This window comes from Streptomyces sp. V4I8 (assembly GCF_041261225.1).
GTDB lineage: Bacteria > Actinomycetota > Actinomycetes > Streptomycetales > Streptomycetaceae > Streptomyces.
Window position 1 is genome coordinate 7,036,884 of sequence record NZ_JBGCCN010000001.1, and the last position, 20,010, is coordinate 7,056,893.

The 20,010-nt window shown below is 70.9% G+C and carries 19 protein-coding genes; 10 read left to right on the forward strand and 9 right to left on the reverse strand.

What is annotated here, in order from left to right; genetic code table 11:
• Positions 1 to 65: 65 nt before the first annotated feature.
• Positions 66 to 2,321: a glycogen debranching protein GlgX gene (glgX, locus tag ABIE67_RS32055; protein WP_370264866.1), complete on the reverse strand. Its 2,256-nt coding sequence runs from the start codon at positions 2,319 to 2,321 to the stop codon at positions 66 to 68.
• A gap of 305 nt (positions 2,322 to 2,626) precedes the next feature.
• On the opposite strand from glgX, the gene ABIE67_RS32060 reads away from it, so the two are divergent.
• The 6 genes from ABIE67_RS32060 (at position 2,627) to ABIE67_RS32085 (ending at position 9,420) form a co-directional block, all read left to right on the forward strand.
• A complete protein-coding gene (locus ABIE67_RS32060; protein WP_370264867.1) occupies positions 2,627 to 3,865 on the forward strand; it encodes an Ig-like domain-containing protein in 1,239 nt (412 codons plus the stop codon).
• Between the two features lie 170 nt (positions 3,866 to 4,035).
• Entirely contained in the window at positions 4,036 to 5,286 is a 1,251-nt protein-coding gene (locus tag ABIE67_RS32065) for an Ig-like domain-containing protein (protein ID WP_370264868.1), read from the forward strand.
• Positions 5,287 to 5,460: 174 nt separating this feature from the next.
• Positions 5,461 to 6,228 (forward strand): enoyl-CoA hydratase/isomerase family protein, encoded by a 768-nt coding sequence (locus ABIE67_RS32070; RefSeq protein ID WP_370264869.1) that lies wholly within the window; start codon positions 5,461 to 5,463, stop codon positions 6,226 to 6,228.
• Positions 6,229 to 6,548: 320 nt separating this feature from the next.
• The gene (locus tag ABIE67_RS32075) at positions 6,549 to 7,052 is read left to right on the forward strand and encodes an ATP-binding protein (protein WP_370264870.1); all 504 of its coding nucleotides are present in this window, start codon (positions 6,549 to 6,551) and stop codon (positions 7,050 to 7,052) included.
• Between the two features lie 435 nt (positions 7,053 to 7,487).
• Positions 7,488 to 8,669, forward strand: coding sequence for a YncE family protein (locus tag ABIE67_RS32080; protein ID WP_370264871.1), 1,182 nt, complete (start codon positions 7,488 to 7,490; stop codon positions 8,667 to 8,669).
• A gap of 109 nt (positions 8,670 to 8,778) precedes the next feature.
• Positions 8,779 to 9,420, forward strand: coding sequence for an ADP-ribosyltransferase (locus tag ABIE67_RS32085; protein ID WP_370264872.1), 642 nt, complete (start codon positions 8,779 to 8,781; stop codon positions 9,418 to 9,420).
• A gap of 3 nt (positions 9,421 to 9,423) precedes the next feature.
• On the opposite strand, the gene ABIE67_RS32090 is transcribed toward ABIE67_RS32085, so the two are convergent.
• On the reverse strand, positions 9,424 to 10,059 hold the full coding sequence (locus ABIE67_RS32090; protein WP_370264873.1) for an N-acetyltransferase family protein: 636 nt from the start codon (positions 10,057 to 10,059) through the stop codon (positions 9,424 to 9,426).
• 73 nt (positions 10,060 to 10,132) lie between these two features.
• Here ABIE67_RS32090 and ABIE67_RS32095 point away from each other — a divergent pair, with 73 nt between their 5' ends.
• Both ABIE67_RS32095 and ABIE67_RS32100 read left to right on the forward strand, forming a co-directional pair.
• Positions 10,133 to 11,044 carry a MerR family transcriptional regulator gene (locus ABIE67_RS32095; protein WP_370264874.1) on the forward strand — a complete coding sequence of 304 codons (912 nt, stop codon included), beginning with the start codon at positions 10,133 to 10,135 and terminating at the stop codon, positions 11,042 to 11,044.
• Positions 11,045 to 11,073: 29 nt separating this feature from the next.
• Positions 11,074 to 11,313, forward strand: coding sequence for an EF-hand domain-containing protein (locus ABIE67_RS32100; RefSeq protein WP_370264875.1), 240 nt, complete (start codon positions 11,074 to 11,076; stop codon positions 11,311 to 11,313).
• A gap of 76 nt (positions 11,314 to 11,389) precedes the next feature.
• Here the strand turns inward: ABIE67_RS32100 and ABIE67_RS32105 are convergent, their stop codons facing one another.
• Both ABIE67_RS32105 and leuA read right to left on the reverse strand, forming a co-directional pair.
• Positions 11,390 to 12,178 carry an ABC transporter ATP-binding protein gene (locus ABIE67_RS32105; protein WP_370264876.1) on the reverse strand — a complete coding sequence of 263 codons (789 nt, stop codon included), beginning with the start codon at positions 12,176 to 12,178 and terminating at the stop codon, positions 11,390 to 11,392.
• On the reverse strand, positions 12,175 to 13,833 hold the full coding sequence (leuA, locus tag ABIE67_RS32110; RefSeq protein WP_370269141.1) for a 2-isopropylmalate synthase: 1,659 nt from the start codon (positions 13,831 to 13,833) through the stop codon (positions 12,175 to 12,177). The genes ABIE67_RS32105 and leuA overlap by 4 nt, the downstream gene beginning before the upstream one ends.
• A 331-nt stretch (positions 13,834 to 14,164) precedes the next feature.
• Here leuA and ABIE67_RS32115 point away from each other — a divergent pair, with 331 nt between their 5' ends.
• Positions 14,165 to 14,842: a FadR/GntR family transcriptional regulator gene (locus ABIE67_RS32115; protein WP_370264877.1), complete on the forward strand. Its 678-nt coding sequence runs from the start codon at positions 14,165 to 14,167 to the stop codon at positions 14,840 to 14,842.
• Between the two features lie 43 nt (positions 14,843 to 14,885).
• Here ABIE67_RS32115 and ABIE67_RS32120 read toward each other — a convergent pair whose 3' ends face one another.
• Together ABIE67_RS32120 and ABIE67_RS32125 are read right to left on the reverse strand one after the other, a co-directional pair.
• Entirely contained in the window at positions 14,886 to 15,428 is a 543-nt protein-coding gene (locus ABIE67_RS32120) for an MOSC domain-containing protein (RefSeq protein ID WP_370264878.1), read from the reverse strand.
• Positions 15,429 to 15,449: 21 nt separating this feature from the next.
• The gene (locus ABIE67_RS32125; RefSeq protein ID WP_370264879.1) at positions 15,450 to 16,007 is read right to left on the reverse strand and encodes a glycoside hydrolase family 25 protein; all 558 of its coding nucleotides are present in this window, start codon (positions 16,005 to 16,007) and stop codon (positions 15,450 to 15,452) included.
• 118 nt (positions 16,008 to 16,125) lie between these two features.
• On the opposite strand from ABIE67_RS32125, the gene ABIE67_RS32130 reads away from it, so the two are divergent.
• Complete coding sequence (locus ABIE67_RS32130; RefSeq protein ID WP_370264880.1) at positions 16,126 to 17,178, forward strand: serine hydrolase domain-containing protein; 1,053 nt, start codon at positions 16,126 to 16,128, stop codon at positions 17,176 to 17,178.
• 62 nt (positions 17,179 to 17,240) lie between these two features.
• On the opposite strand, the gene ABIE67_RS32135 is transcribed toward ABIE67_RS32130, so the two are convergent.
• The 3 genes from ABIE67_RS32135 to ABIE67_RS32145 form a co-directional block, all read right to left on the reverse strand.
• On the reverse strand, positions 17,241 to 17,918 hold the full coding sequence (locus ABIE67_RS32135) for a 2-hydroxychromene-2-carboxylate isomerase (protein ID WP_370264881.1): 678 nt from the start codon (positions 17,916 to 17,918) through the stop codon (positions 17,241 to 17,243).
• A gap of 98 nt (positions 17,919 to 18,016) precedes the next feature.
• A complete protein-coding gene (locus ABIE67_RS32140; RefSeq protein ID WP_370264882.1) occupies positions 18,017 to 19,135 on the reverse strand; it encodes a beta-ketoacyl synthase N-terminal-like domain-containing protein in 1,119 nt (372 codons plus the stop codon).
• Positions 19,136 to 19,140: 5 nt separating this feature from the next.
• Positions 19,141 to 20,010, reverse strand: coding sequence for an alpha/beta fold hydrolase (locus ABIE67_RS32145; RefSeq protein ID WP_370264883.1), 870 nt, complete (start codon positions 20,008 to 20,010; stop codon positions 19,141 to 19,143).

Here is a 20,010-nt window from a genome sequence, read left to right on the forward strand (position 1 = left end):
CGTCAGCAAGCCGCCGTCAGGGGACCCCGCCGTCAGGGGACCCCGCCTTCAAGGGGACCCCGCCCTCACCCGACCGCCCGGAGCAACAGCACCGCCCGCCCCGGCACCGTGATCGCCGCCCCCGCCCGATGCTCCACCCCCGGAGCCTCCTCCTGTTCCTCCCGCGAGGTGTCGACCACCACCTCGTACCGCTCCGCCCACGGCGGCCCCGGCAGTACGAAGCTCACCGGTCGGTCCCCGGCGTGCAGGACGGCCAGGAAACTGTCGTCGAGGATCGGCGCGCCCCGCTCGTCCCGGCCCGGGATGTCCCGCCCGGACAGATACATGCCCAGCGTGGCGGCGGGCGCGTACCAGTCCCGTTCCGTCATCTCCGTGCCGCGCAGGGTGAACCAGGCCAGGTCCCGCAGACCGTCGGCCGAGTGCGCCCGCCCTGAGAAGAAGGCCCGCCGCCGCAGCACGGGATGCCGGTGCCGCAGCTCGATCAACCGGGAGGTCAGGTCGAACAGCGCCTTCCAGCCCGGGTCCTCCAGCAGTCCCCAGTCCAGCCAGCTGATCTCGTTGTCCTGGCAGTACGCGTTGTTGTTGCCCCGCTGTGTCCGCCCCAGCTCGTCACCCGCGACCAGCATCGGTACGCCCGTCGACAGCAACAGGGTCGTCAGCAGGTTCCGCAACTGCCGCCGCCGCAGCGCCCGTACGCGCTCGTCGTCCGTCTCCCCCTCGGCCCCGCCGTTCCAGGACCGGTTGTCGTTCGACCCGTCCCGGTTGCCCTCCCCGTTCGCCTCGTTGTGCTTGCGCTCGTACGACACCAGGTCCCGCAGGGTGAAACCGTCGTGCGCGGTCACGAAGTTGACGGACGCGTATGGCCTGCGCCCGCCCCACGCGTACAGGTCGCTCGACCCCGACAGGCGATAGCCCAGATCCCGTACGTCCGGCAGCGCGCCCCGCCAGAAGTCCCGTACGGCATTGCGGTAGCGGTCGTTCCACTCCGTCCACAGCGGGGGGAAGGCCCCTACCTGGTAGCCGCCCGAGCCCACGTCCCAGGGCTCGGCGATCAGCTTCACCCGCCGCAGCACCGGATCCTGCGCGATGACGGCGAGGAACGGCGACAGCATGTCGACGTCGTGCATGGAGCGGGCCAGCGCGGCCGCCAGGTCGAAGCGGAAGCCGTCCACCCCCATCTCCGTCACCCAGTAGCGCAGCGAGTCGGTGATGAGCCGCAGCACGTGCGGCTGGACGACGTGCAGCGTGTTCCCGCAGCCCGTGTAGTCGGCGTACCTGCGTGCGTCCGACTGCAACCGGTAGTAGCCCCGGTTGTCGATGCCCTTCAACGACAGCGTCGGGCCCAGCTCGCCCGCCTCCGCCGTGTGGTTGTAGACGACGTCGAGGATGACCTCGATCCCGGCCGCGTGCAGCGCGCGCACCATCCGCTTGAACTCGCCGACCTGCTGACCGGTCGTACCGGAGGCGGCGTAGCCGGCGTGCGGGGCGAAGTAGCCGATGGAGTTGTAGCCCCAGTAGTTGCGCAGGCCCCTGCGGAGCAGATGGTCCTCGTGCGCGAACTGGTGCACGGGCAGCAGTTCCACGGCCGTCACACCCAGCTTGACCAGGTGCTCGATCGCCGCCGGATGCGCGAGACCGGCGTACGTCCCGCGCAGCTCCTCCGGAATCCCCGGGTGCAGTTTCGTGAACCCCCGTACATGCACCTCGTAGATCACCGAGTCGGCCCACGGCGTCTTCGGCCGGCGGTCGTCCATCCACTCGTCCTCGGGTGCGTCGTCGTGCACCACGACGCCCTTCGGGACATACGGCGCCGAGTCGCGGTCGTCGCGCACGGTGTCGGCGACATGCTGCTGGGGCCAGTCGCGGACGTGCCCGTACACCTCGGGCGGCAGGCTGAAGTCGCCGTCCACCGCGCGCGCGTACGGGTCGAGGAGCAGCTTCGCCGGGTTCCAGCGGCCGCCGGTCCACGGGTCCCAGCGGCCGTGCACCCGGTAGCCGTAGCGCTGACCCGGCATCACACCCGGTACGAACCCGTGCCAGATCTCGTGCGTCAGCTCGGTGAGCCTGGCCCGCGTCTCCTTCCCCTCCGCGTCGAACAGACACAGCTCGACGGCTTCCGCGCCCCCCGCCCACAGCGCGAAGTTGGTGCCCGCCACCCCGTCCGGGCCGACCCGGAAACGGGCGCCGAGCGGCACGGGGGTGCCCGGCCACACGGGCACGGCAGGGGCCTTGAGCCGCGCGCCGTTCACGACGGCGGCCGGGCGCCCCTCCTCAGCGGCGACCGCCTCGGCCACCGCCTCCTGCTCGGCTGCGCTCGACACCTGTCGGCCTCCCACGGCTCATGGACCACACGAGTGTGGAAGGAGAGCCCCGGTCTCCCGGTCCGCGGCTCCCCGTCGCGTCGTCCTCCCACATGTTCTGCCCACACGGTGGCCAAGCGACCCCGGCGGAGTCGGCTACGGTTCGGCAGCGCCCCAGGGGCGCGGGGCTGTGTCATCCGCGGCTCCGCCGCGGGGCGCGACCAGCCACGACAGGCCCGCACCTGATCGACGGCCCGTTGCGCCACCGCCCGCGCAGCGCCCCGCACTCACGTTTCCCCGGGGCCGCCCCGGTCGTTGGGGTCTTCGTGAGGCACGTACAAGGGCGCGCGCGGCGCGCGGGGGCCGCTTTGGCCGCCGTACTGACATGGGCAGGACTGCTGACCGGGGCCGCCGGCTGCACTTCGGGCGGCGGTGTCGACCAGATGCTGGGCAAACCCCGGGCGCCCGAGGACGTCATCCGGGTCATGCCCGACGACGACACCAAGGGCGTACGCCCGGACGACCGGCTGCTCGTCAGAGTGCTCAGCGGGCGCCTGGAGTCGGTGCGGGTCGTCAAGGACCAGGACGCCCAGGAGACCCCGGTCCCCGGGCACATCTCGAAGGACGGCCTGCGCTGGGAGCCCGAGGACCCCAGACTCGCGCTGGCCGCCCGGTACACGATCGACGCGGTGGCCGTCGACGGCCACGGGCGCCGCAGCGCACGGCACACGACCTTCACCACGTATGTCCCCGACGAGCGGTTCATCGGATACGTCGCCCCGGAGAACCGCTCCACCGTCGGCACCGGGATGATCGTCTCCCTGGAGTTCAACCGCGAGATCGAGAACCGGGCCGCCGTCGAACGCGCCGTCCACGTCACGGCCGAGCCCGCCGTGGAGATCCGCCCGCACTGGTTCGGCAGGGCCCGCCTCGACTTCCGTCCCGAGCACTACTGGAAGCCCGGCACCCAGGTCACCGTCGAGCTGCGGCTGCGGGACGTCGAAGGGGCGCCCGGGGTCTACGGACAGCAGTACAAGACGTTCTCCTTCACCGTCGGCCGCCACCAGGTCTCCGTCGTCGACGCGGCCCGGCACACCATGGAGGTCCGGCGGGACGGCGAGCTGCTCACCACCGTGCCGATCACGGCCGGCGCACCCAAGAACACGACGTACAACGGCAAGATGGTCGTCACCGAGATGCTCGAACTGACCCGGATGAACGGTGCGACCGTCGGCTTCAGAAAGGCCGACGGCAAGAGCGAGTACGACATCCCGGACGTCCCGCACGCCATGCGCCTCACCAACTCCGGCACCTTCCTGCACGGCAACTACTGGGCGGACCCCTCGATCTTCGGGGAGAGCAATGTCAGCCACGGGTGCGTGGGACTCAGGGACGTCAAGGGCGGCGGCTCCGAGACGCCCGCGGGCTGGTTCTTCGACCGCAGCCTGATCGGGGACGTCGTCGAGGTGGTCCACAGCAACGACAAAAAGGTCGCTCCCGACAATGGTCTCGGAGGATGGAATATGAGCTGGAAGGAGTGGAAGGCGGGGAGTGCGGTGAAGTAACAGGACAGGGGGGTGAGTTCCTCGACCAACCGGCTATCTGCCGATGTTGGAACTGAACGGTGACAATCGCGCGGCGCCGACGCACATGACCTTGTGGTTAATATGCGCCGGTGCGCGCGGGAAACGCGCGGGGGCGCGGGCCTGACCAGGTCCGGGGAGGGGAGAAGGACTTGAACGTGCGGCCGATATCGGGGGCGTCGGTTGACGCGGTGGACGCGGGCGGCGGGCGTCGGCGCAAGGGGATGGCGGCACTGGCCGGGGTGCTGTTGCTCGCCGTCACCGCGTGCGGCGGAGGCGGCGGATCGGACTCGGGGGCCGGCGACGGCAAGGGCGGGGACTCCGGTACGGCTCAGGCCAAGAAGTCCCAGGCCGTCGTGACCATAGCTCCGGGCGACGGTGCCAAGTCCGTCGAGACCAGCGGCGCGCTGAAGGTGACCGCGGCCAAGGGCAGGCTGACGGACGTCGAGGTCAAGGACGCCAAGGGCGAGGCGATAGCCGGGAAGATATCCGGCGACGGCGGCACCTGGACGCCGTCCACGCATCTCGCCGCCGCCACGAAGTACACGGTGCACGCGGTCGCCAAGGACTCCGACGGCCTGGAGGCCGCCAAGGAGGCCGACTTCACCACGCTCACCCCGAAGAACACCTTCCTCGGCAACTTCACCCCCGAGGACGGCTCCGAGGTCGGCGTCGGAATGCCGTTCTCGGTCCGCTTCACCCGGGGCATCACCAACCCCGAGGACGTCGAGAAGGCCATCACCATCAAGACCGAGCCGGCCGTCGAGGTCGCGGGCCACTGGTTCGGCAACGACCGCCTCGACTTCCGCCCCGAGAAGTACTGGAAGGCCGGCACGAAGGTCACGATCGACCTCAACCTCGACGGCGTCGAGGGCCGCCCCGGCGTCTACGGCGAGCAGGACAAGAAGCTCACCTTCACCATCGGCCGCAACCAGGTCTCGGTCGTCGACGCGAAGACCAAGAAGATGAAGGTCACGCAGGACGGCAAGGTCATCAGGACCATCCCCGTCACCACCGGCGCGCCCGGGTACGAGACCTGGAACGGCCAGATGGTCATGACCGAGAAGTTCGTGCAGACCCGTATGAACGGCGACACGGTCGGCTACGAGGGCGAGTACGACATCAAGGACGTCCCGCACGCCACCCGCCTGACCGACTCCGGCACCTTCATCCACGGCAACTACTGGGGCGGCGGCGTCTTCGGCAACACCAACGCCAGCCACGGCTGCATCGGCCTGCGCGACGTCAAGGGCGCGTGGGACAAGGGCACCCCGGCCGCGTGGTTCTTCAACCACTCGATGATCGGCGACGTGGTGGTGGTGAAGAACTCCGACGACGCGACGGTGGCTCCGGAGAACGGCCTGAACGGCTGGAACATGTCGTGGGAGAAGTGGAAGGCATAGCTCTCCCTTTCGGGCGTACGGCCCCGGCGCTCTGCCTCGATGTGAGGTACGGCACCGGGGCCGTAGCCGTTGGCCCCCGTGCTGCGCCTGCCTGGGGGACAACCCCCAGACCCCCGGCCGAATGTGATGGACCGCACCGGACCGGCTGCCGTTAGTCCCCGTTAACCTGCTGGCATGACCGTGAATCTCGAAGTCGCCGAAGGCGTCGGCACCCTCCGTCTCGACCGCCCGCCGATGAACGCGCTGGACGTCGCCACCCAGGACAGGCTCAAGGAACTCGCCGAGGAGGCGGGCCGGCGTGACGACGTACGGGCCGTGGTGATCTACGGCGGGGAGAAGGTGTTCGCGGCGGGCGCGGACATCAAGGAGATGCAGGGCATGGACCACACCGCGATGGTCCTGCGCTCGCGGGCCCTGCAGGAGTCGTTCACCGCGGTGGCCAGGATCCCCAAGCCGGTGGTGGCCGCGGTGACGGGATACGCCCTGGGCGGTGGCTGCGAGTTGGCGCTGTGCGCGGACTACCGGATCGCCGGGGACAACGCCAAGCTGGGCCAGCCGGAGATCCTGCTCGGCCTGATCCCGGGCGCGGGCGGCACCCAGCGGCTGGCCCGGCTGATCGGCCCGTCGAAGGCCAAGGACCTGATCTTCACGGGCCGGATGGTGAAGGCGGACGAGGCGCGGGAATTGGGTCTGGTGGACCGCGTGGTGGCGCCGGACCAGGTCTACGCCGAGGCGCACGCCTGGGCGGCGAAGCTGGCACAGGGCCCGGCGATCGCGCTGCGTGCGGCGAAGGAGTCGATCGACACGGGTCTGGAGACGGACATCGAGACGGGGCTCGCGGTGGAACGAGGCTGGTTCGCGGGCCTGTTCGCGACCGAGGACCGGGAGCGCGGGATGCGGAGCTTCGTGGAGGAGGGACCGGGCAAGGCGAAGTTCCTCTGAGGGCCAGGACCGTTCTGAGGGCCAGGGCCCGGGAAACTCCGGTCTGAAACTCCGCCGTACCACTTGCAATTGACAGGACGTCTGATTCCGGGTCCCTCGATGGGGCGTTTATGGCAGCCTTAAGTCAACCTTAAGCGTGCCTTGTCGAGGGAGCCTGTCGATTGCCTCCAGCGGACCCTTCGTCGCAGGTCAAACGGGCTGTTGGCGGCTCCGAACTGCCCCTGGCATATGCCGATCGAGCCGTACGGAATGAGCGCTTCCGGGGGGTGCATTCCTTGGGAACGGCCCCGGAGGGCCTCGCGGGCGGCCATGATGGGGGCATGGCGGGGCTGGAGGGTATCGAACAGCCGCGGGGACACTGCCGTGCCACTGCGGCGCGCTGGTCGCCGGCGGTCGAGGACGAAGCTGCTGCGAAGGTGCTGGAGCTGTTCGGCAATCCCACGGAGGCCGAGGTTCCGCTCCCGTCCCGCCCGGAGTCCGCCGCCACGGCACGTCGTCTGGCGCAGGTGGTGGTCCTGCGTCAATGGGGGCTCACCCCCAAGATGACCGAGGACGCGGTCTTACTCGTCTCGGAGTTGGTCGGCAACGCCGTCCGCCACACCGGCGCCCGCGTCTTCGGCCTCCGCATGCGCCGCCGCCGCGGCTGGATCCGCATCGAGGTCCGCGACCCGTCCCGCGGTCTGCCCTGTCTCATGCCGGTCCAGGAGATGGACATCAGCGGCCGGGGCCTGTTCCTGGTGGACAGACTCTCCGACCGCTGGGGCGTGGACCTGCTGCCGCGAGGCAAGACGACCTGGTTCGAGATGAGGGTGGCCGACCGCTAGGCCGGCCTCGAAACGCCCTCGCACCGTGGTGCCTGACGCTGGTTGCGCGGCCAACGGTCGGTGGGGGCTGGTCGCGCAGTTCCCCGCGCCCCTTAGGGGACGATGTCAGTCCGCCCGGCGCTTGTGCGCGAGCATGGCCATCCCTGACCCCCACCCACCCGCAGGGGCGGCGCCGGTCCGAATCTTTCAGCCCGTCCGGCGTTTGAGGACGAGGCCGCAGGCCGATGGCGGGGGTCCAGGGGGCGGCAGCCCCCTGCGGGGGTGGAAGGGGCGGAGCCCCTTCAAGGGATGGGACGGGTAGGGGCGGCGGGGGCGAAAACCGCTGGTCTCGGCGACCCGCGCGAAGTGGTTATAGGGCAAATCGCACAATTTCTGACCTAATACTCATTAAATAGTCGCAGTCGCCGCCCCGCCCCCACCCCGGAAGAACTGCCGATGAACCTCATGCACCGCACCCTCCTCGCCGGCATCGGCCTGGTCGCGCTCGCCGCCTGCGGCACCGAACCCGCCAGGGACAAAACCCGCCCCACCGAGCCCCGCGGCACCCAGGCCGCCATCCCCGCCCCGGCGAAGAAGGACACCGTCAAGGGCCTGCCCGGCATGCCCCCCGTCCTCGACCCGAAGGACGTGTACGCCGCCGACCGCCCGGGCAAGCTCTCCCCGGTCGTCAAGGACTTCCCGTCCCGCGTCTACGTCCCCAACACCGAGTCGGACACCGTCTCCGTCATCGACCCGAAGACGTACGAGATCATCGAGACCATCCCCGTCGGCCGCCAGCCCCAGCACGTCGTCCCGTCCTGGGACCTGAAGACCCTCTGGGTCAACAACAACCGCGGCCACACCCTCACCCCCATCGACCCGAAGACCGGCAAGGCGGGCAAGGAGGTCGAGGTCCACGACCCGTACAACCTCTACTTCACGCCCCACGGCAAGTACGCCGTCGTCATGGCCTCCCTCGACCGCGAACTCGTCTTCCGCGACCCGCACACCATGAAGCGCATCAAGACCGAGCCGGTCACCTGCTACGGCGTCAACCACGCCGACTTCTCCCTCGACGGCCGGTACTTCATCGTCTCCTGCGAGTTCAGCGGCGAACTGCTGAAGGTCGACACCCAGAAGATGAAGGTCGTCGGGCAGCAACGGCTCCCCTTCGACGGCGCCATGCCACAGGACGTCAAGGTCTCGCCCGACGGCAAGCGGTTCTACATCGCCGACATGATGGCCCACGGCATGTGGGTCCTGGACGGGGACAAGTTCGACGAGCCCACCCTCCTGCCCACCGGCAAGGGCTGCCACGGCCTCTACGTCAGCCGTGACTCCCGCGAGATGTATGTCTCCAACCGCGGCGAAGGCAGCGTCTCCGTCTTCGACTTCACCCAGAACAAGCTCACCAAGAAGTGGCACCTCCCCGACGGCGGCAGCCCCGACATGGGCGGCGTCTCCGCCGACGGCAAGGTGCTGTGGCTGTCCGGGCGTTACGACTCCGAGGTGTACGCCATCGACACCCGCACCGGCGAGCAGCTCGCCCGCATCCCCGTCGGCAGCGGCCCGCACGGCCTCGCCGTCTACCCGCAGCCCGGCCGCTACTCGCTGGGTCACACCGGCATCTTCCGCTAGCGGACGGCCAGTTGACCCGGTCGGCCCGGTTGACCGGCGGTCAGCGGACACGCCGCCGTACGGGTGAAGATCCAGGGCGCACCACCGCGAGCCCGGAATCGTGCTCCCTATGATCACAACTCGCCTGCGGCGGCGCGCCGCTGCCGCCGTCCTGTCCCTCGCGGCCGTCCTCGCCACGACGGCCGCCACGGCCCCCGCGTCCCCCGCCTCGGCTCCCGCGACCGCCCTCAAGGCCGCCGCGCCGGCCGCCGCTCCCGTCCCGGCCGCCTGTCCCGTCCAGTTCGACGACAGGATCAAGGCGGCCGTCGACCGCCGCGTCGAGGTCGACCGCATCACCCCCGACCCGGCGTGGCGCACCAGCTGCGGCACGCTCTACCGGGCCGACGGCCGGGGCCCGAACATCGTCTTCGAGGAGGGCTTCAAGCCCAAGGACGTGGTGAACGGCCAGTACGACCTGGAGCAGTACGTCCTGGTCAACCAGCCCTCCCCGTACGTGTCCACGACGTACGACCACGACCTGTACAAGAACTGGTGGAAGTCGGGCTGGAACTACTACATCGACGCCCCCGGCGGCATCGACGTCAACAAGACCATCGGCGACACCCACAAGTGGGCCGATCAGGTGGAGGTCGCCTTCCCGGGCGGGATCGCGCGGAAGTACATCATCGGCGTCTGCCCGGTGAACAAGACGACCAAGGTCGAGATCATGAGCGGCTGCCAGAGCAACCCGCACTTCGAGGCCTGGCACTGACGCCTAAGAGGCGTGCAACAACAGCTCCGCGCCCACCGGCCGGTAGCCCGCCGCCTGGAACGCCCGCACACTGCGGGCGTTCCCCGGCGCGATCTGCGCCCACAGCGGCTCCGTGACGAGATGCCGGGCCGCGGTCACCAGCAGCCGCCCCAGCCCCCGGTGCCGTTCGTCCTCCGCCACCTCCACCGAGACCTCCAACCGCCCGGCGACCCCGCGCCCCATCACGAGCACCCCGCCCTCGGCCGCCCACGCGCGCACGTCGTCCCGCCGCCGGCGGGCATAGACGATCCGGGGATGGCCGGCGTCCTCGATCTCCGTCAGCGCGAGCGGCGGATCACCCGGCAGCGGGGAGCCGACCAGGACCGCGTCGACGGTCTCCGCCGTACGGCCCGTCCGCTCCATGAAGGCCGCCAGGAAGCGCGGGTTCATCGTCGCGGCCAGAGCGTCGCAGTCGAGGTCGCGCAGGGTGTCGTACACCCATCCTGGGTCCTCGTCGGTGAAGACGACGGAGTGCGCGGTGAAGGAGAGGACGCCCGCGTTCCGGTCGGACGGCTGGGGGACGACGGTCGTACGGCCGTCCGCGGGCGGGAAGACACCCCGCGCGGCCGCCTCCAGAATGTCCCGCAAGGCCTCCGCCACGGTCACCACCCCCGTGCTCGTCGTCGAGGCTCCCCTTGAGTCTCCACCCACTGGAAGGCCCAGACTCCCAGACATGATCGAAGACGGCACCGGACTTCTCACCATCGGCGAGCTGGCCCGGGCCACCGGACTGACCGTCCGGACCATCCGCTACTGGTCCGACGAGGGCGTCCTGCCCCCGGTGACCCGCTCCTGCGGCGGCTATCGGCTCTACGACGCCGAGTCCGTCGCCCGCCTGGAGCTGATCCGCACGCTGCGGGAACTGGGCCTGGGTCTGGACGACGTACGACAGGTGGTCAGCGGCGAGAAGGACGTGGCGTCGGTCGCGGCCGCTCATGTCGCCGCGCTGGATGCCCAGATCCGTTCCCTGAAGGTGACCCGGGCGGTGCTGTCGACCGTGGCGAGGCGCGGTTCGAGCGCGGAGGAGACGACCCTGATGAACAAACTGGCACGGCTGTCGGCGGCCGAGCGGCAACGGATCATGGAGGAGTTCGTGGCCGAGACCCTGCACGGCCTCGACACCGTTGACCCCGACATCCAGGACCGGATGCGGCGCACCGCGGTCGATCTCGCGGAGAACCCGACACCCGAGCAGGTCGACGCCTGGGTGGAGCTGGCCGAGATGCTTCAGGACCCGGACTTCAGGGCCCAGATGCGCCGGGCGGTCGAGTTCAACGCCGCCGACCGGGAGCCGGGGGCACCCCGCGGCCAGTCCGTGTGGTTCGCGCGTCGTCCGGTGGAGCTGGCGGGCCCCGTGCGCGCACGCGGCACCGACCCCGCGGCGCCCGAGGCCGAGGAGGTGCTGCGGGAACTGTTCGGGGACGCCGACCGGGCCGCCGCACTGGAACGCATGACGGCCGGCTTCGACGAGCGGGTCGGCCGGTACCGGCAACTGCTCGCCGTCGTGAACCGGCAGCCCGGGCCTCCGCACGCCGAGGACTTCGCATGGGTGGTCGCCGCGCTTCGGGCCAGGGAGGACAGTTAATCTGAGCTCCGTCAACAAGACGGCAAGGAATGACGAAAAGGGGCGGACCGGTGGCGCACATCGACATCGAGGAAGCACGCAAGCAGTTCGAGCGCATCGATGCGGACGGGGACGGCACCATCACCGCCGCCGAGTTCAAGTCCGCCCTGGCTCAGGCCGGCGACTGGAACGTGACCGAGGCGGTCGCCGAGGCGATCATCAAGAGCCGCGACCTCAACGGCGACAAGCTTCTGTCGTTCGACGAGTTCTGGGCCTTCCTGAACAAGTGACGCACGGGTCTCTCCCGACCATGTGACGCACGGGAGGGGTGCCCGTCCGCCCGCGCGGCGGACGGGCACCCCTCCGTCATGTCCGGCGCCGGATCGACACCGTCCAGCGGCCGCCGTGGCGCCCCAGGGCCAGCGGCAGGTCGAAGCACTTGCCGACCTGGTCGCCGGTGAGGACGTCGGCCACCGGGCCCTGCGCGAGTGCGCGGCCCTCGCGCAGCAGCAGGGCGTGGGTGGTGCCGGGCGGCAGCTCCTCCAGGTGGTGGGTGACCAGGACCGTCGCCAGCCGGGGGTGGGCCAGGCGCAGTTCGTCCAACCCCTTGATCAACTGCTCACGGCCTCGCAGGTCCAGGCCGGTGGCCGGTTCGTCCAGCAGCAGGAGCCTCGGCTCGGGCATGAGCGCCCGGGCGATCAGGGTGCGGGCGCGCTGCCCCTGCGAGAGCGTGGGCCAGCGTGACGCGCGGTGCTCGGCGAGACCGAGCGTCCGCATCAGCCGCTCGGCCCGCTCCTCCTGACCGGGTGCCGCACGCCACCGGGGGAGCGGCTCCACCGAGTTCGTCAGCCCCGTCAGGACGACCTCGCGCACCCGCAGCGGTGACCGGAGCGGATGACGGGGATCGACGTGACCGACGTATGAGCGCAGCTCGCGCAGATCGACCCGGCCCAGCCTGCGCCCCAGCACCTCCACGGTGCCCCCCGTCGGATGGACGAGTGCGCCGAGCAGGCTGAGCAGGGTGGACTTGCCCGCGCCGTTCTCGCCCAGGAGCGCCCAGTGCTCGCCGGCCCGGACGCTCAGCGAGACCTCCTGGAGGATCGGCTTCCCCTCGCGCACCACATGGACGTTCTCGGCACGCAGCACCTCCGTCATCGCACCGCCCGGTTCACCGCGGACACGACCGCCCGGACCGAGGCCGCCGGGCCGGCCGGGCCTTGACCGGCGCCCCAGGCCGTGACGCCGTTCACCCGGCACTCGGCGTAGGCCGCGGTCCCGTCCTCGGTCGGGTGCTCGGCGTAGTCGACGACATCGACGGCGAACCCGGCACCGCCGAGGGCGTCGACGAACGCGGAGAGCGGGCCGGTGCCGGTGCCCTCGTGATCGCCGGTGCGGTCCGCGGTGCGCAGCGTGCAGACGAAGCGGTGCTCACCGCCGGTGTCCCGCTGCACGGACCAGGTGTCCAGGGCGATCTCCCCGTCCTCGACGACGTACGTCGACCGGAACAGGTCGTACAGCTCCTTCGGTGTGATCTCCCGCCCGCTGTCGTCCGTGGCCTCCTGGACGACGGCGGAGAAGCCGGCCCGCATGCGCGGCGGCAGGTCGAGGCCGTGGTGGGCGCGCAGCAGATACGCCGTTCCGCCCTTCCCCGACTGGGAGTTGACGCGGATCACCGCCTCGTAGGAACGGCCGATGTCGGCCGGGTCGATCGGCAGATACGGCACCTCCCAGGGCGCCTGCGCCTCGGGCACCCCCGACTCCGCCGCCCTGCGCGCGTGCTCGGCCAGGCCCTTGCTGATCGCGTCCTGGTGGGTGCCTGAGAAGGCCGTGTGGACGAGGTCGCCGGCGTAGGGGTGACGGGGGTGCACCGGCAGGCGGTTGCAGTCCTCGACGATCTCCCTGACCGCGTCGATGTCGCTGAAGTCGACCATGGGGTCCACCCCTTGCGCGTACAGGTTCATCGCCAGGGTCACCAGGTCGACGTTGCCCGTGCGCTCGCCGTTGCCGAACAGACAGCCCTCGACGCGCTGGGCCCCGGCCAGGACGGCGAGTTCGGCGCAGGCGACGCCGGTGCCGCGGTCGTTGTGCGGGTGGACGGAGAGGATGACCGAGTTGCGGCGGGCGAGGTTGCGGTGCAGGTACTCGATCTGGTCGGCGTACACGTTGGGGGTGGCGATCTCGACGGTCGCCGGGAGGTTGTGCGTGACGGGCCGGTCCGGACTCGCGTCCCACAACTCCGTCAGCCCGTCGCACAGTTCCAGGACGAAGTCCGGTTCGGTGAGGTTGAAGGTCTCGGGGGAGAACTGGAAACGGACCCCGGCGGGCGCCCGCCGCGCCATCCGCTCGGCCGCCTCCCGCACCGCCCGCCACACCTCGCCACGGTCCCGGCCGAGGACGACGTCCCGCCACACCGGAGAGGTCGCGATGTACAGATGCACGACGGCCCGGGGCAGCCCGGCGATCGCCTCGAAGGTCCGGTCGATCAGATCCGGCCGGGCCGGGGTGAACACGACGGGCGTGACGTCGTCGGGCACGGCGTCCGTGGTCACCAGGTGCCGTACGAAGTCGAACTCGGTGCGGCTCGCGGAGGGATAGCCGACCTCGATCTCCTTGAAGCCGGTCGTGACCAGCAGATCGAAGAAGCGGCGCTTGCGCGGGGTGTCCATCGGCTCGGCGAGCGCCTGGTTGCCGTCCCGCAGGTCGACGGGGACCCAGAGGGGAGCGCGCTCCACACGGGCGGAGGGCCAGGCCCGGTCGGTGACGGGGACGTTCACCCGGTCCTGGAACGGGCGGTAGCGGTGGTGGGGCATGGGGCTGGGGCGTTGGGGGTTCCACGGTTCGTACGGGGTGACGGCCGCGGTCGTGGTCGCGTGGGTATGCGCGGTGATGGTCGTGGTGGTCGCGGTGGTGGTCATCGTCTGCTGTGGCCTTCGGCTGGGTCGGACGGTGACCGGCAGCACGGCGTCCCGCGGCGGGGTGCCGGTCGCGTCAGGCCCCGCCGCGGCAGCCGAGAAGAAGGAGACCGCGGAACGTCATGGTCGTACGCTATCCACTCCTCAGGTCCTCAGACAAGTAGAATTCTGCTGAGTCCTCAGACAAGTGAACGAGCTCCCCGACTTCTCGGACAGGTAGGTGAATGCCGTGCCGCTCGGTGCCGTCCGCCCCAGCCCTCTGGTCGAACAGGCCGCCGAGCGACTGCGCGAGCAGATCACCGACGGCCACTGGCCCGTCGGCACGAAGCTCCCCGGCGAGACCACCCTGGCCAGGGAACTCGGCGTCGGCCGCTCCACCGTCCGCGAAGCGCTGCGCGCGCTGGCCGGCGCGGGCCTCGTCCAACCGCGTCAGGGCGCAGGCGTCTTCGTCATCGCCACCGAGCCCGCCGAGGACTGGCCCACCCGCCTGCGGCGGGCCGCGGTGTCCGACGTCTACGAGGTCCGCATGGCCGTCGAGGTCCAAGCGGCCCGCCTGGCCGCGCACCGCCGTACGCCCGAGGACGTCACGGCGATGGAGGCCGCGCTGGAAGGCCGCCGGGCCGCGTCCGCGGGCGACGACGTGACCTTCGTCGACGCCGACATCGCCTTCCACGCGACGGTGGTCGCCGCCGCCCACAACCCCGTACTCGCCGACCTCTTCACCGAGTTCACGCCCGTCCTGCGCGACGGCCTCGTCGAACTCCTGACCCTCACCGGCCTGCGCGCCCACGACCCCAACACCGCCGACGACGCCCATGCGGCGCTGGTGCGGGCGGTCGCGGAGGGGGATGCGGAGGGGGCGGTGGAGGTGGTGCGGAAGGAGTTGGAGGATCCGTTCGGGGGGTAGCGGGTGCGCGTCGTGCGGATCCGAGGGTGGCGGGGCGCCCGCGTCAGACGATCTCCAGGGGGCGGTGAGCTCCCTCCGGGAGCCGGACGTCGATCGGATCCCCGGCCCGCACCGGGCCCCCGCTGACGACGACGCCCATGATCCCGGCCTTGAACAGCGCCCCGCCCTCGGCGGTCCGTCCGACGACCTGCTTCAGCAGCCCCTTCTGGAAGCCGTCGATCTGAGCACAGGGGTTCCGCAGCCCGGTCACCTCCACGACGGCCTCGTCCCCGAGCCGCAGCAACGTCCCCACGGGCAGACCGAGCAGATCGATCCCCCGCGCGGTGACGTTCTCCCCGAGTTGCCCGGCGGCCACCTCGAACCCGGCCTCACGCACCTCGTCGAACAGCTCGGCGTGGATGAGATGCACCTGCCGCAGATTCGGCTGCGTGGGATCCTTCCGCATCCGGGACCGATGTTTCACCGTCACCCCCGCGTGCACATCCCCCTCCACCCCGAGCCCGGCGACCAGCGTGATGCTCTCCCGGTTCGGCTTCGTGAACGAGTACGTCCCGTTACTGCTGACCGTGACGACAGTCCCACTCATACGGCGAAGCCTCCCACCTCGTCATGCGTTCTCGGCCCACTCCCGCAGCGCGGCCTTGCTCGCGAAGTCCGCCACGTTCTTGTCCAGCGGATTGTCCGTGTACTGGTGGAAGCGCCACTTCGCCTTGATGCGGGGCTTGCCCGCCGTCACGTAGTCGGCGATCCAGAGGCCGTCGCCGGCGTAGGAGGTGGTGTCCACATTGAGCCAGTAGTTTCGGTTGCAGTACAGAATGACCGGATTGTTCGGCCGCTTCTCCTTCACCTTCCGGATGAACAGGTCCTTCTCCGCGTTGCTCGCATGCGTCCCCTCGCTCGTGGTCTCCCAGTCGACGGCGAGGATGTCGCCCGCTTTCTCGGGGGCCTTGCTGACGAAGTAGTCCGCCTGGGCGGAGAGGTTGCCCGGCCAGAGGAAGTGGTAGAAGCCGACGACGAGGCCGGCGTCGCGGGCGCGTTTGGTCTGGGCGGCGAGTTTGGGGTTGATGTAGGAGCGGCCCTCTGTGGCCTTGATGAAGACGAAGGAGATGCCGTCGGTGTCGTAGGACGAGGACTGGTATGCGCTTACGTCGATGCCGCGGATCATGGGGGGACACTCCCTGAAGTGCTGGTGGGGGAGAGGAGTTGGGTGGGGTGTATGCCCCACCCTGGCATGTCTGACGCGTACCTGACGTGGAATTGTCAACATTCGCGGGGAGGGCTGGATGGCGGGGGTCCTGGACGAGGAGGCGCTTTCGCGGGCCGTGTGTGCGCAGGCGGGGCGGTCGGTGGGCGGTGTCGACGACATGGCGTCGTATCTCGTGGATCAGGTGTCGGACGCCTCGCATCGGGAGGTCGTCGGCCCGCTCCTCGATGGGCGGGGAGCGAGTGGGGTCGTCGTGCGGGGCGGTGCGGTGCTTGCTTCCTGGGGCGATCCGGCTCGTGTGGAGATGGCCTTCAGCGCGACGAAGAGCGTGCTCTCGCTGGTGGCGGGTGTCGCCTTCGACGACGGGGCGTTGCGGCTGGACGAGCCGGTGGTGGAGTCGGTGGGGCTGCCGGAGTTCGACACCCCTCACGGGAGGCGCATCACGTGGCGGCATCTGCTGGAGCAGACCAGCCAGTGGGAGGGCGAGTTGTGGTCCAAGCCGACGTGGGTGGACGCGCAGAGCACCCGTGAGGGCACGGAGTCGGCGGGCGGCCCGCCCGGCGCCGGCTGGGCCTACAACGATGTGCGGGTGAACCTGACGGCGCTGGCGCTCACGGTCCTCTTCGGCCGGCCGCTGCCGGAGGTGCTGCGCGAGCGCGTGCTGACGCCGATCGGTGCCTCGGACGGCTGGTCCTGGCACGGTTACGAGAGCTCGGTCGTGGAGATCGACGGCGCCGAGGTGCCCGTCGTCTCCGGCGGCGCCCACTGGGGCGGCGGCCTGTGGATCAGCGCCTCGGACCTGGCCCGTATCGGCGGGCTGTGTCTGCGGGGCGGCGCCTGGGGCGGGCGTCAGGTCGTGTCGCGGCGCTGGATCGAGGAGCTGTGGACGCCCTGCCGGGTCAAGCCCGAATACGGTCTGTCCTGGTGGCTCAACGACGGCGGCACGGTGTGGCCCCGGGCCCCGCGCACGGGCCGCTGCGCCCGCGGCAACGGCGGCAACCATCTGCTGTGGATCGATCCGGCCCGGGATCTGGTCATCGTCTCGCGCTGGGGTGCGGAGGTCGAGCGCCTCCTGGTGGAGGTGTCGGAGGCGGTGCCGACGGTGGCCCGGGGGCGCCGGCTCCGCTCCTGACCTGGTGAGCGAGAAGGGCTCCACGGTTCTCCGAGGAGCCCTTCGGCGTTGCCCGGCCGCCGTCAGCCGCACCCGCCCGCGTGGCCCTGGTCGAGCGAGGGGACCAGGGGGGTGGTGGCCTCGGCCCGGCCGGAGCGGACGGAGGCGGCGAAGGCCGCGAGCCGGTCGACGCCCCAGAACTTGTCGAACCCGTTGATGAAGTACGGCACCCCGAACACCCCGTCACGGTGCAGCGACTCGAGACGGCGGACGCCTTCCTGGCGCAGGGCCGGGTCGCTGCCCGCCCCGGCGAGCGTCCCGGGGTCGATGCCGAGTTCCCGGCCGATCGCGGCCATGACCTCCGGGTCCGAGATGTTTCTGCCCTGCTCCCAGCGGGCCCGGTACGCGGCGTCGATGAACGCGCGGCCCCGGCCGAGCCGTTCGGCCGCGACGTACGCCAGATGGGACACCTCCCAGACCGGGTCCTGATCCACCGGCCAGGCCATGGTGAGACCACGTTCCTGTACGAGGCGACGCACGTCCTGGAGCATGTACAGGTGCTTCTCGCGGGACATCGCGACATAGGGCAGCGTGATGCCCCGCCCCGCCAGCTCTTCGGTGGTGGCCGCGTCCGGCTCCCAGAACGGAAGCCACTCGATCTCATCCGCGACATCGGGGTGGCGGTCGAGCAGATCCCGGTACGCGAGCCAGGAGTAGGGGCTGCGGAGCGAGAAGTACCAGCGGGGCCCGCGTCGGGCCATGGAAGCCTCCAGGAGTGGGGGACGTGCGGGGGAACGGCGGCAGCCGGAGGGGCCGCCGGAGGGGGCGGCGGTCAGCGCGGCCGCGGCAGGGCCGGCGGTCAGCGCAGCCGCAGCAGGGCGCAGCCCACCGAACCGGTCCGGTCCACCGAAGTGACCAGGCCGATCCGGCCCGCCGGCCCGGCCGGGTGGACCTCGGCGTGTGCGAGCAGGGCGGTCAGCTGGAAGCCGCCCGCTGCCGCGCCCGTGTCGCCGATCAGCTCGTGCGGCGAGAGCTGGGCGGCGCCGTGCGCGGCGCCCAGGGCCTCGGCGAGGGCGGCGCCCTCGTCCACGCCCGCCCGGTCGGTGCTGCCGGAACGGACGACCACGGCCACCTCGTCGGCGCTCACCTCCGCCTGGGTGAGAGCGCGGCGCAGGCAGGAGGTGAGGGCGGAGCGCACATCGCCGTCGAGCACGACTCCCAGTTCGACGGCGAGGACCTCCGCGAGCACCGGCTGGCTGTCGTCTCCGGCCGGCTCGACGAGCAGCATGGTGCTGCCCTCGCCGAGCGGGGGCGCCTGTCCGGCATCCTGCTCGGCGTCCTGCTCGGCGGAGTGGTGTTCGAGCCAGGCGCGGGACCGCGAGAACTCCTCCGCCGTGCCGCACAGGACGCTCTCGGCGTGGCCCGAAGTCAGCAGGCGGCGGGCGTAGTTGAGGGCGTGCAGTCCGGCGCTGCGGCCGCCGGCGATGGTGGTGTTGGGGCCTTTGAGCTGGTACCAGATGGCGCTCTGGCCGCTCGCGCAGTTCATCACCGTGTTGGGGAACTGGGCGGGGTCCACGAAGAACGGCTGGTCGCCGGTGAGCGAGTCGCGGGTGAAGTCCATCATCGACTGAGCGCTGCCGGTGGTGGTGCCCAGGGCGAAGGCCGCGGTCTCGCCGGTGCCGACGCGCTGGTTGCGCTCGCTCTCGCCGAGCAGGGCACCCACCGCGGTCACCGTCAGGCCGGTGACCCGGTCCATGGAGCGGGTGCCCTTGCGGCCGAGTGCCTCGCGGATGTCGAAGCCGGGCACCAGACAGGCGTCGGGGCTCGGGGAGTCGGAGTGGTCGGGGCCGAGCGGCGCGCGGGTCGGCCGGTTCTCCCGGATGCCCGAGACGAACGCGGCTCGGCCGATGCCGAAGGGCGACACGGCGGACCACGCGGTGATGACCAGGCCGCGCGCGGCCGTTGCGGTAGCAGGCATGCTCGTCACGTTTCTGTGCTGACGGGCCCCGCGGGTCGGGACCCGGTGGTGAGGGTTTCTCGGGGCTCCAGGACCGAGTCGAAGAAGGTCTGGAGCTCGGTACCGAACAGCTCCGCCTCGTCCACCATCGGGAAGTGGCCGCTGCCGGTGAGGATCCGCAGTCGCGCGTCGGGCAGTGCGCCGGCCATCGCGGTGGCGTTGTCCGGCGGGGCGGCGAAGTCCGCGGCACCGCCGAGCACCAGGCACGGCGCGGTGATCCGGGCGGTCTGCAGGTCGGGCGTGCGCAGATACAGGTCGAAGAAGCGGATCCAGCCGGCGGGCCCGATCCAGTCCCTGACCCGCTCCGCCATGGCCACCTCCGTCTCCGGGGCGATGCGGCCGCGGGACTGGGCGTGGATGCCCTCGCGCAGGATCAGGTGGAAGTCGTTGAGGTAGTAGCTGATGGCGGACCAGTCGAAGGCGTCGTGCCGCCCCCGGTAGAACGGGGCGGTCAGCACCAGGGCCCGGATGCCGTGGCGGGCGAACGGGTCGCGGCCCGCACGCCGGTCCCGGTCGAGCAGTTCGAGCAGGACGTTGCAGGCCATCGAGTGGGCGACCACCACGTCCGGGCCGCCGGGCACCGCGAGCAGCGCCTGCTCCACCCACCGGCCCAGGTCCGGGTCGTGCCCCCAGTCCGCCAGCCCCTGTCCCCGCCACGGCAGTTGGGCGAGCCAGAGCTCCTGACGCCCGGCGAGTACGTCCCCGGCCCGCTGCCACATGGTGTCGTTCCCGGCGAGCCCGTGCAGGAACAGGACCTTGGGGGCGCCCGGTGCGGCGGCTCCGTACCGCCGCACCTCGACCGGGGACGTCAGCGCGGGATCCTTGGCTCCCAGCAC

What these genes read in the sequence shown, in the direction of transcription:
- ABIE67_RS32085 (WP_370264872.1), top strand. Translation starts at nt 8,779, where the DNA reads ATGATCACAACTCGCCTGCGGCGGCGCGCCGCTGCCGCCGTCCTGTCC.
- ABIE67_RS32120 (WP_370264878.1), bottom strand. Translation starts at nt 15,428, where the DNA reads ATGAGTGGGACTGTCGTCACGGTCAGCAGTAACGGGACGTACTCGTTC.
- ABIE67_RS32075 (WP_370264870.1), top strand. Translation starts at nt 6,549, where the DNA reads ATGGCGGGGCTGGAGGGTATCGAACAGCCGCGGGGACACTGCCGTGCC.
- ABIE67_RS32125 (WP_370264879.1), bottom strand. Translation starts at nt 16,007, where the DNA reads ATGATCCGCGGCATCGACGTAAGCGCATACCAGTCCTCGTCCTACGAC.
- ABIE67_RS32095 (WP_370264874.1), top strand. Translation starts at nt 10,133, where the DNA reads ATGATCGAAGACGGCACCGGACTTCTCACCATCGGCGAGCTGGCCCGG.
- ABIE67_RS32070 (WP_370264869.1), top strand. Translation starts at nt 5,461, where the DNA reads ATGACCGTGAATCTCGAAGTCGCCGAAGGCGTCGGCACCCTCCGTCTC.
- ABIE67_RS32135 (WP_370264881.1), bottom strand. Translation starts at nt 17,918, where the DNA reads ATGGCCCGACGCGGGCCCCGCTGGTACTTCTCGCTCCGCAGCCCCTAC.
- ABIE67_RS32105 (WP_370264876.1), bottom strand. Translation starts at nt 12,178, where the DNA reads ATGACGGAGGTGCTGCGTGCCGAGAACGTCCATGTGGTGCGCGAGGGG.
- ABIE67_RS32140 (WP_370264882.1), bottom strand. Translation starts at nt 19,135, where the DNA reads ATGCCTGCTACCGCAACGGCCGCGCGCGGCCTGGTCATCACCGCGTGG.
- ABIE67_RS32100 (WP_370264875.1), top strand. Translation starts at nt 11,074, where the DNA reads ATGACGAAAAGGGGCGGACCGGTGGCGCACATCGACATCGAGGAAGCA.
- leuA (WP_370269141.1), bottom strand. Translation starts at nt 13,833, where the DNA reads ATGCCCCACCACCGCTACCGCCCGTTCCAGGACCGGGTGAACGTCCCC.
- ABIE67_RS32130 (WP_370264880.1), top strand. Translation starts at nt 16,126, where the DNA reads ATGGCGGGGGTCCTGGACGAGGAGGCGCTTTCGCGGGCCGTGTGTGCG.
- ABIE67_RS32080 (WP_370264871.1), top strand. Translation starts at nt 7,488, where the DNA reads ATGAACCTCATGCACCGCACCCTCCTCGCCGGCATCGGCCTGGTCGCG.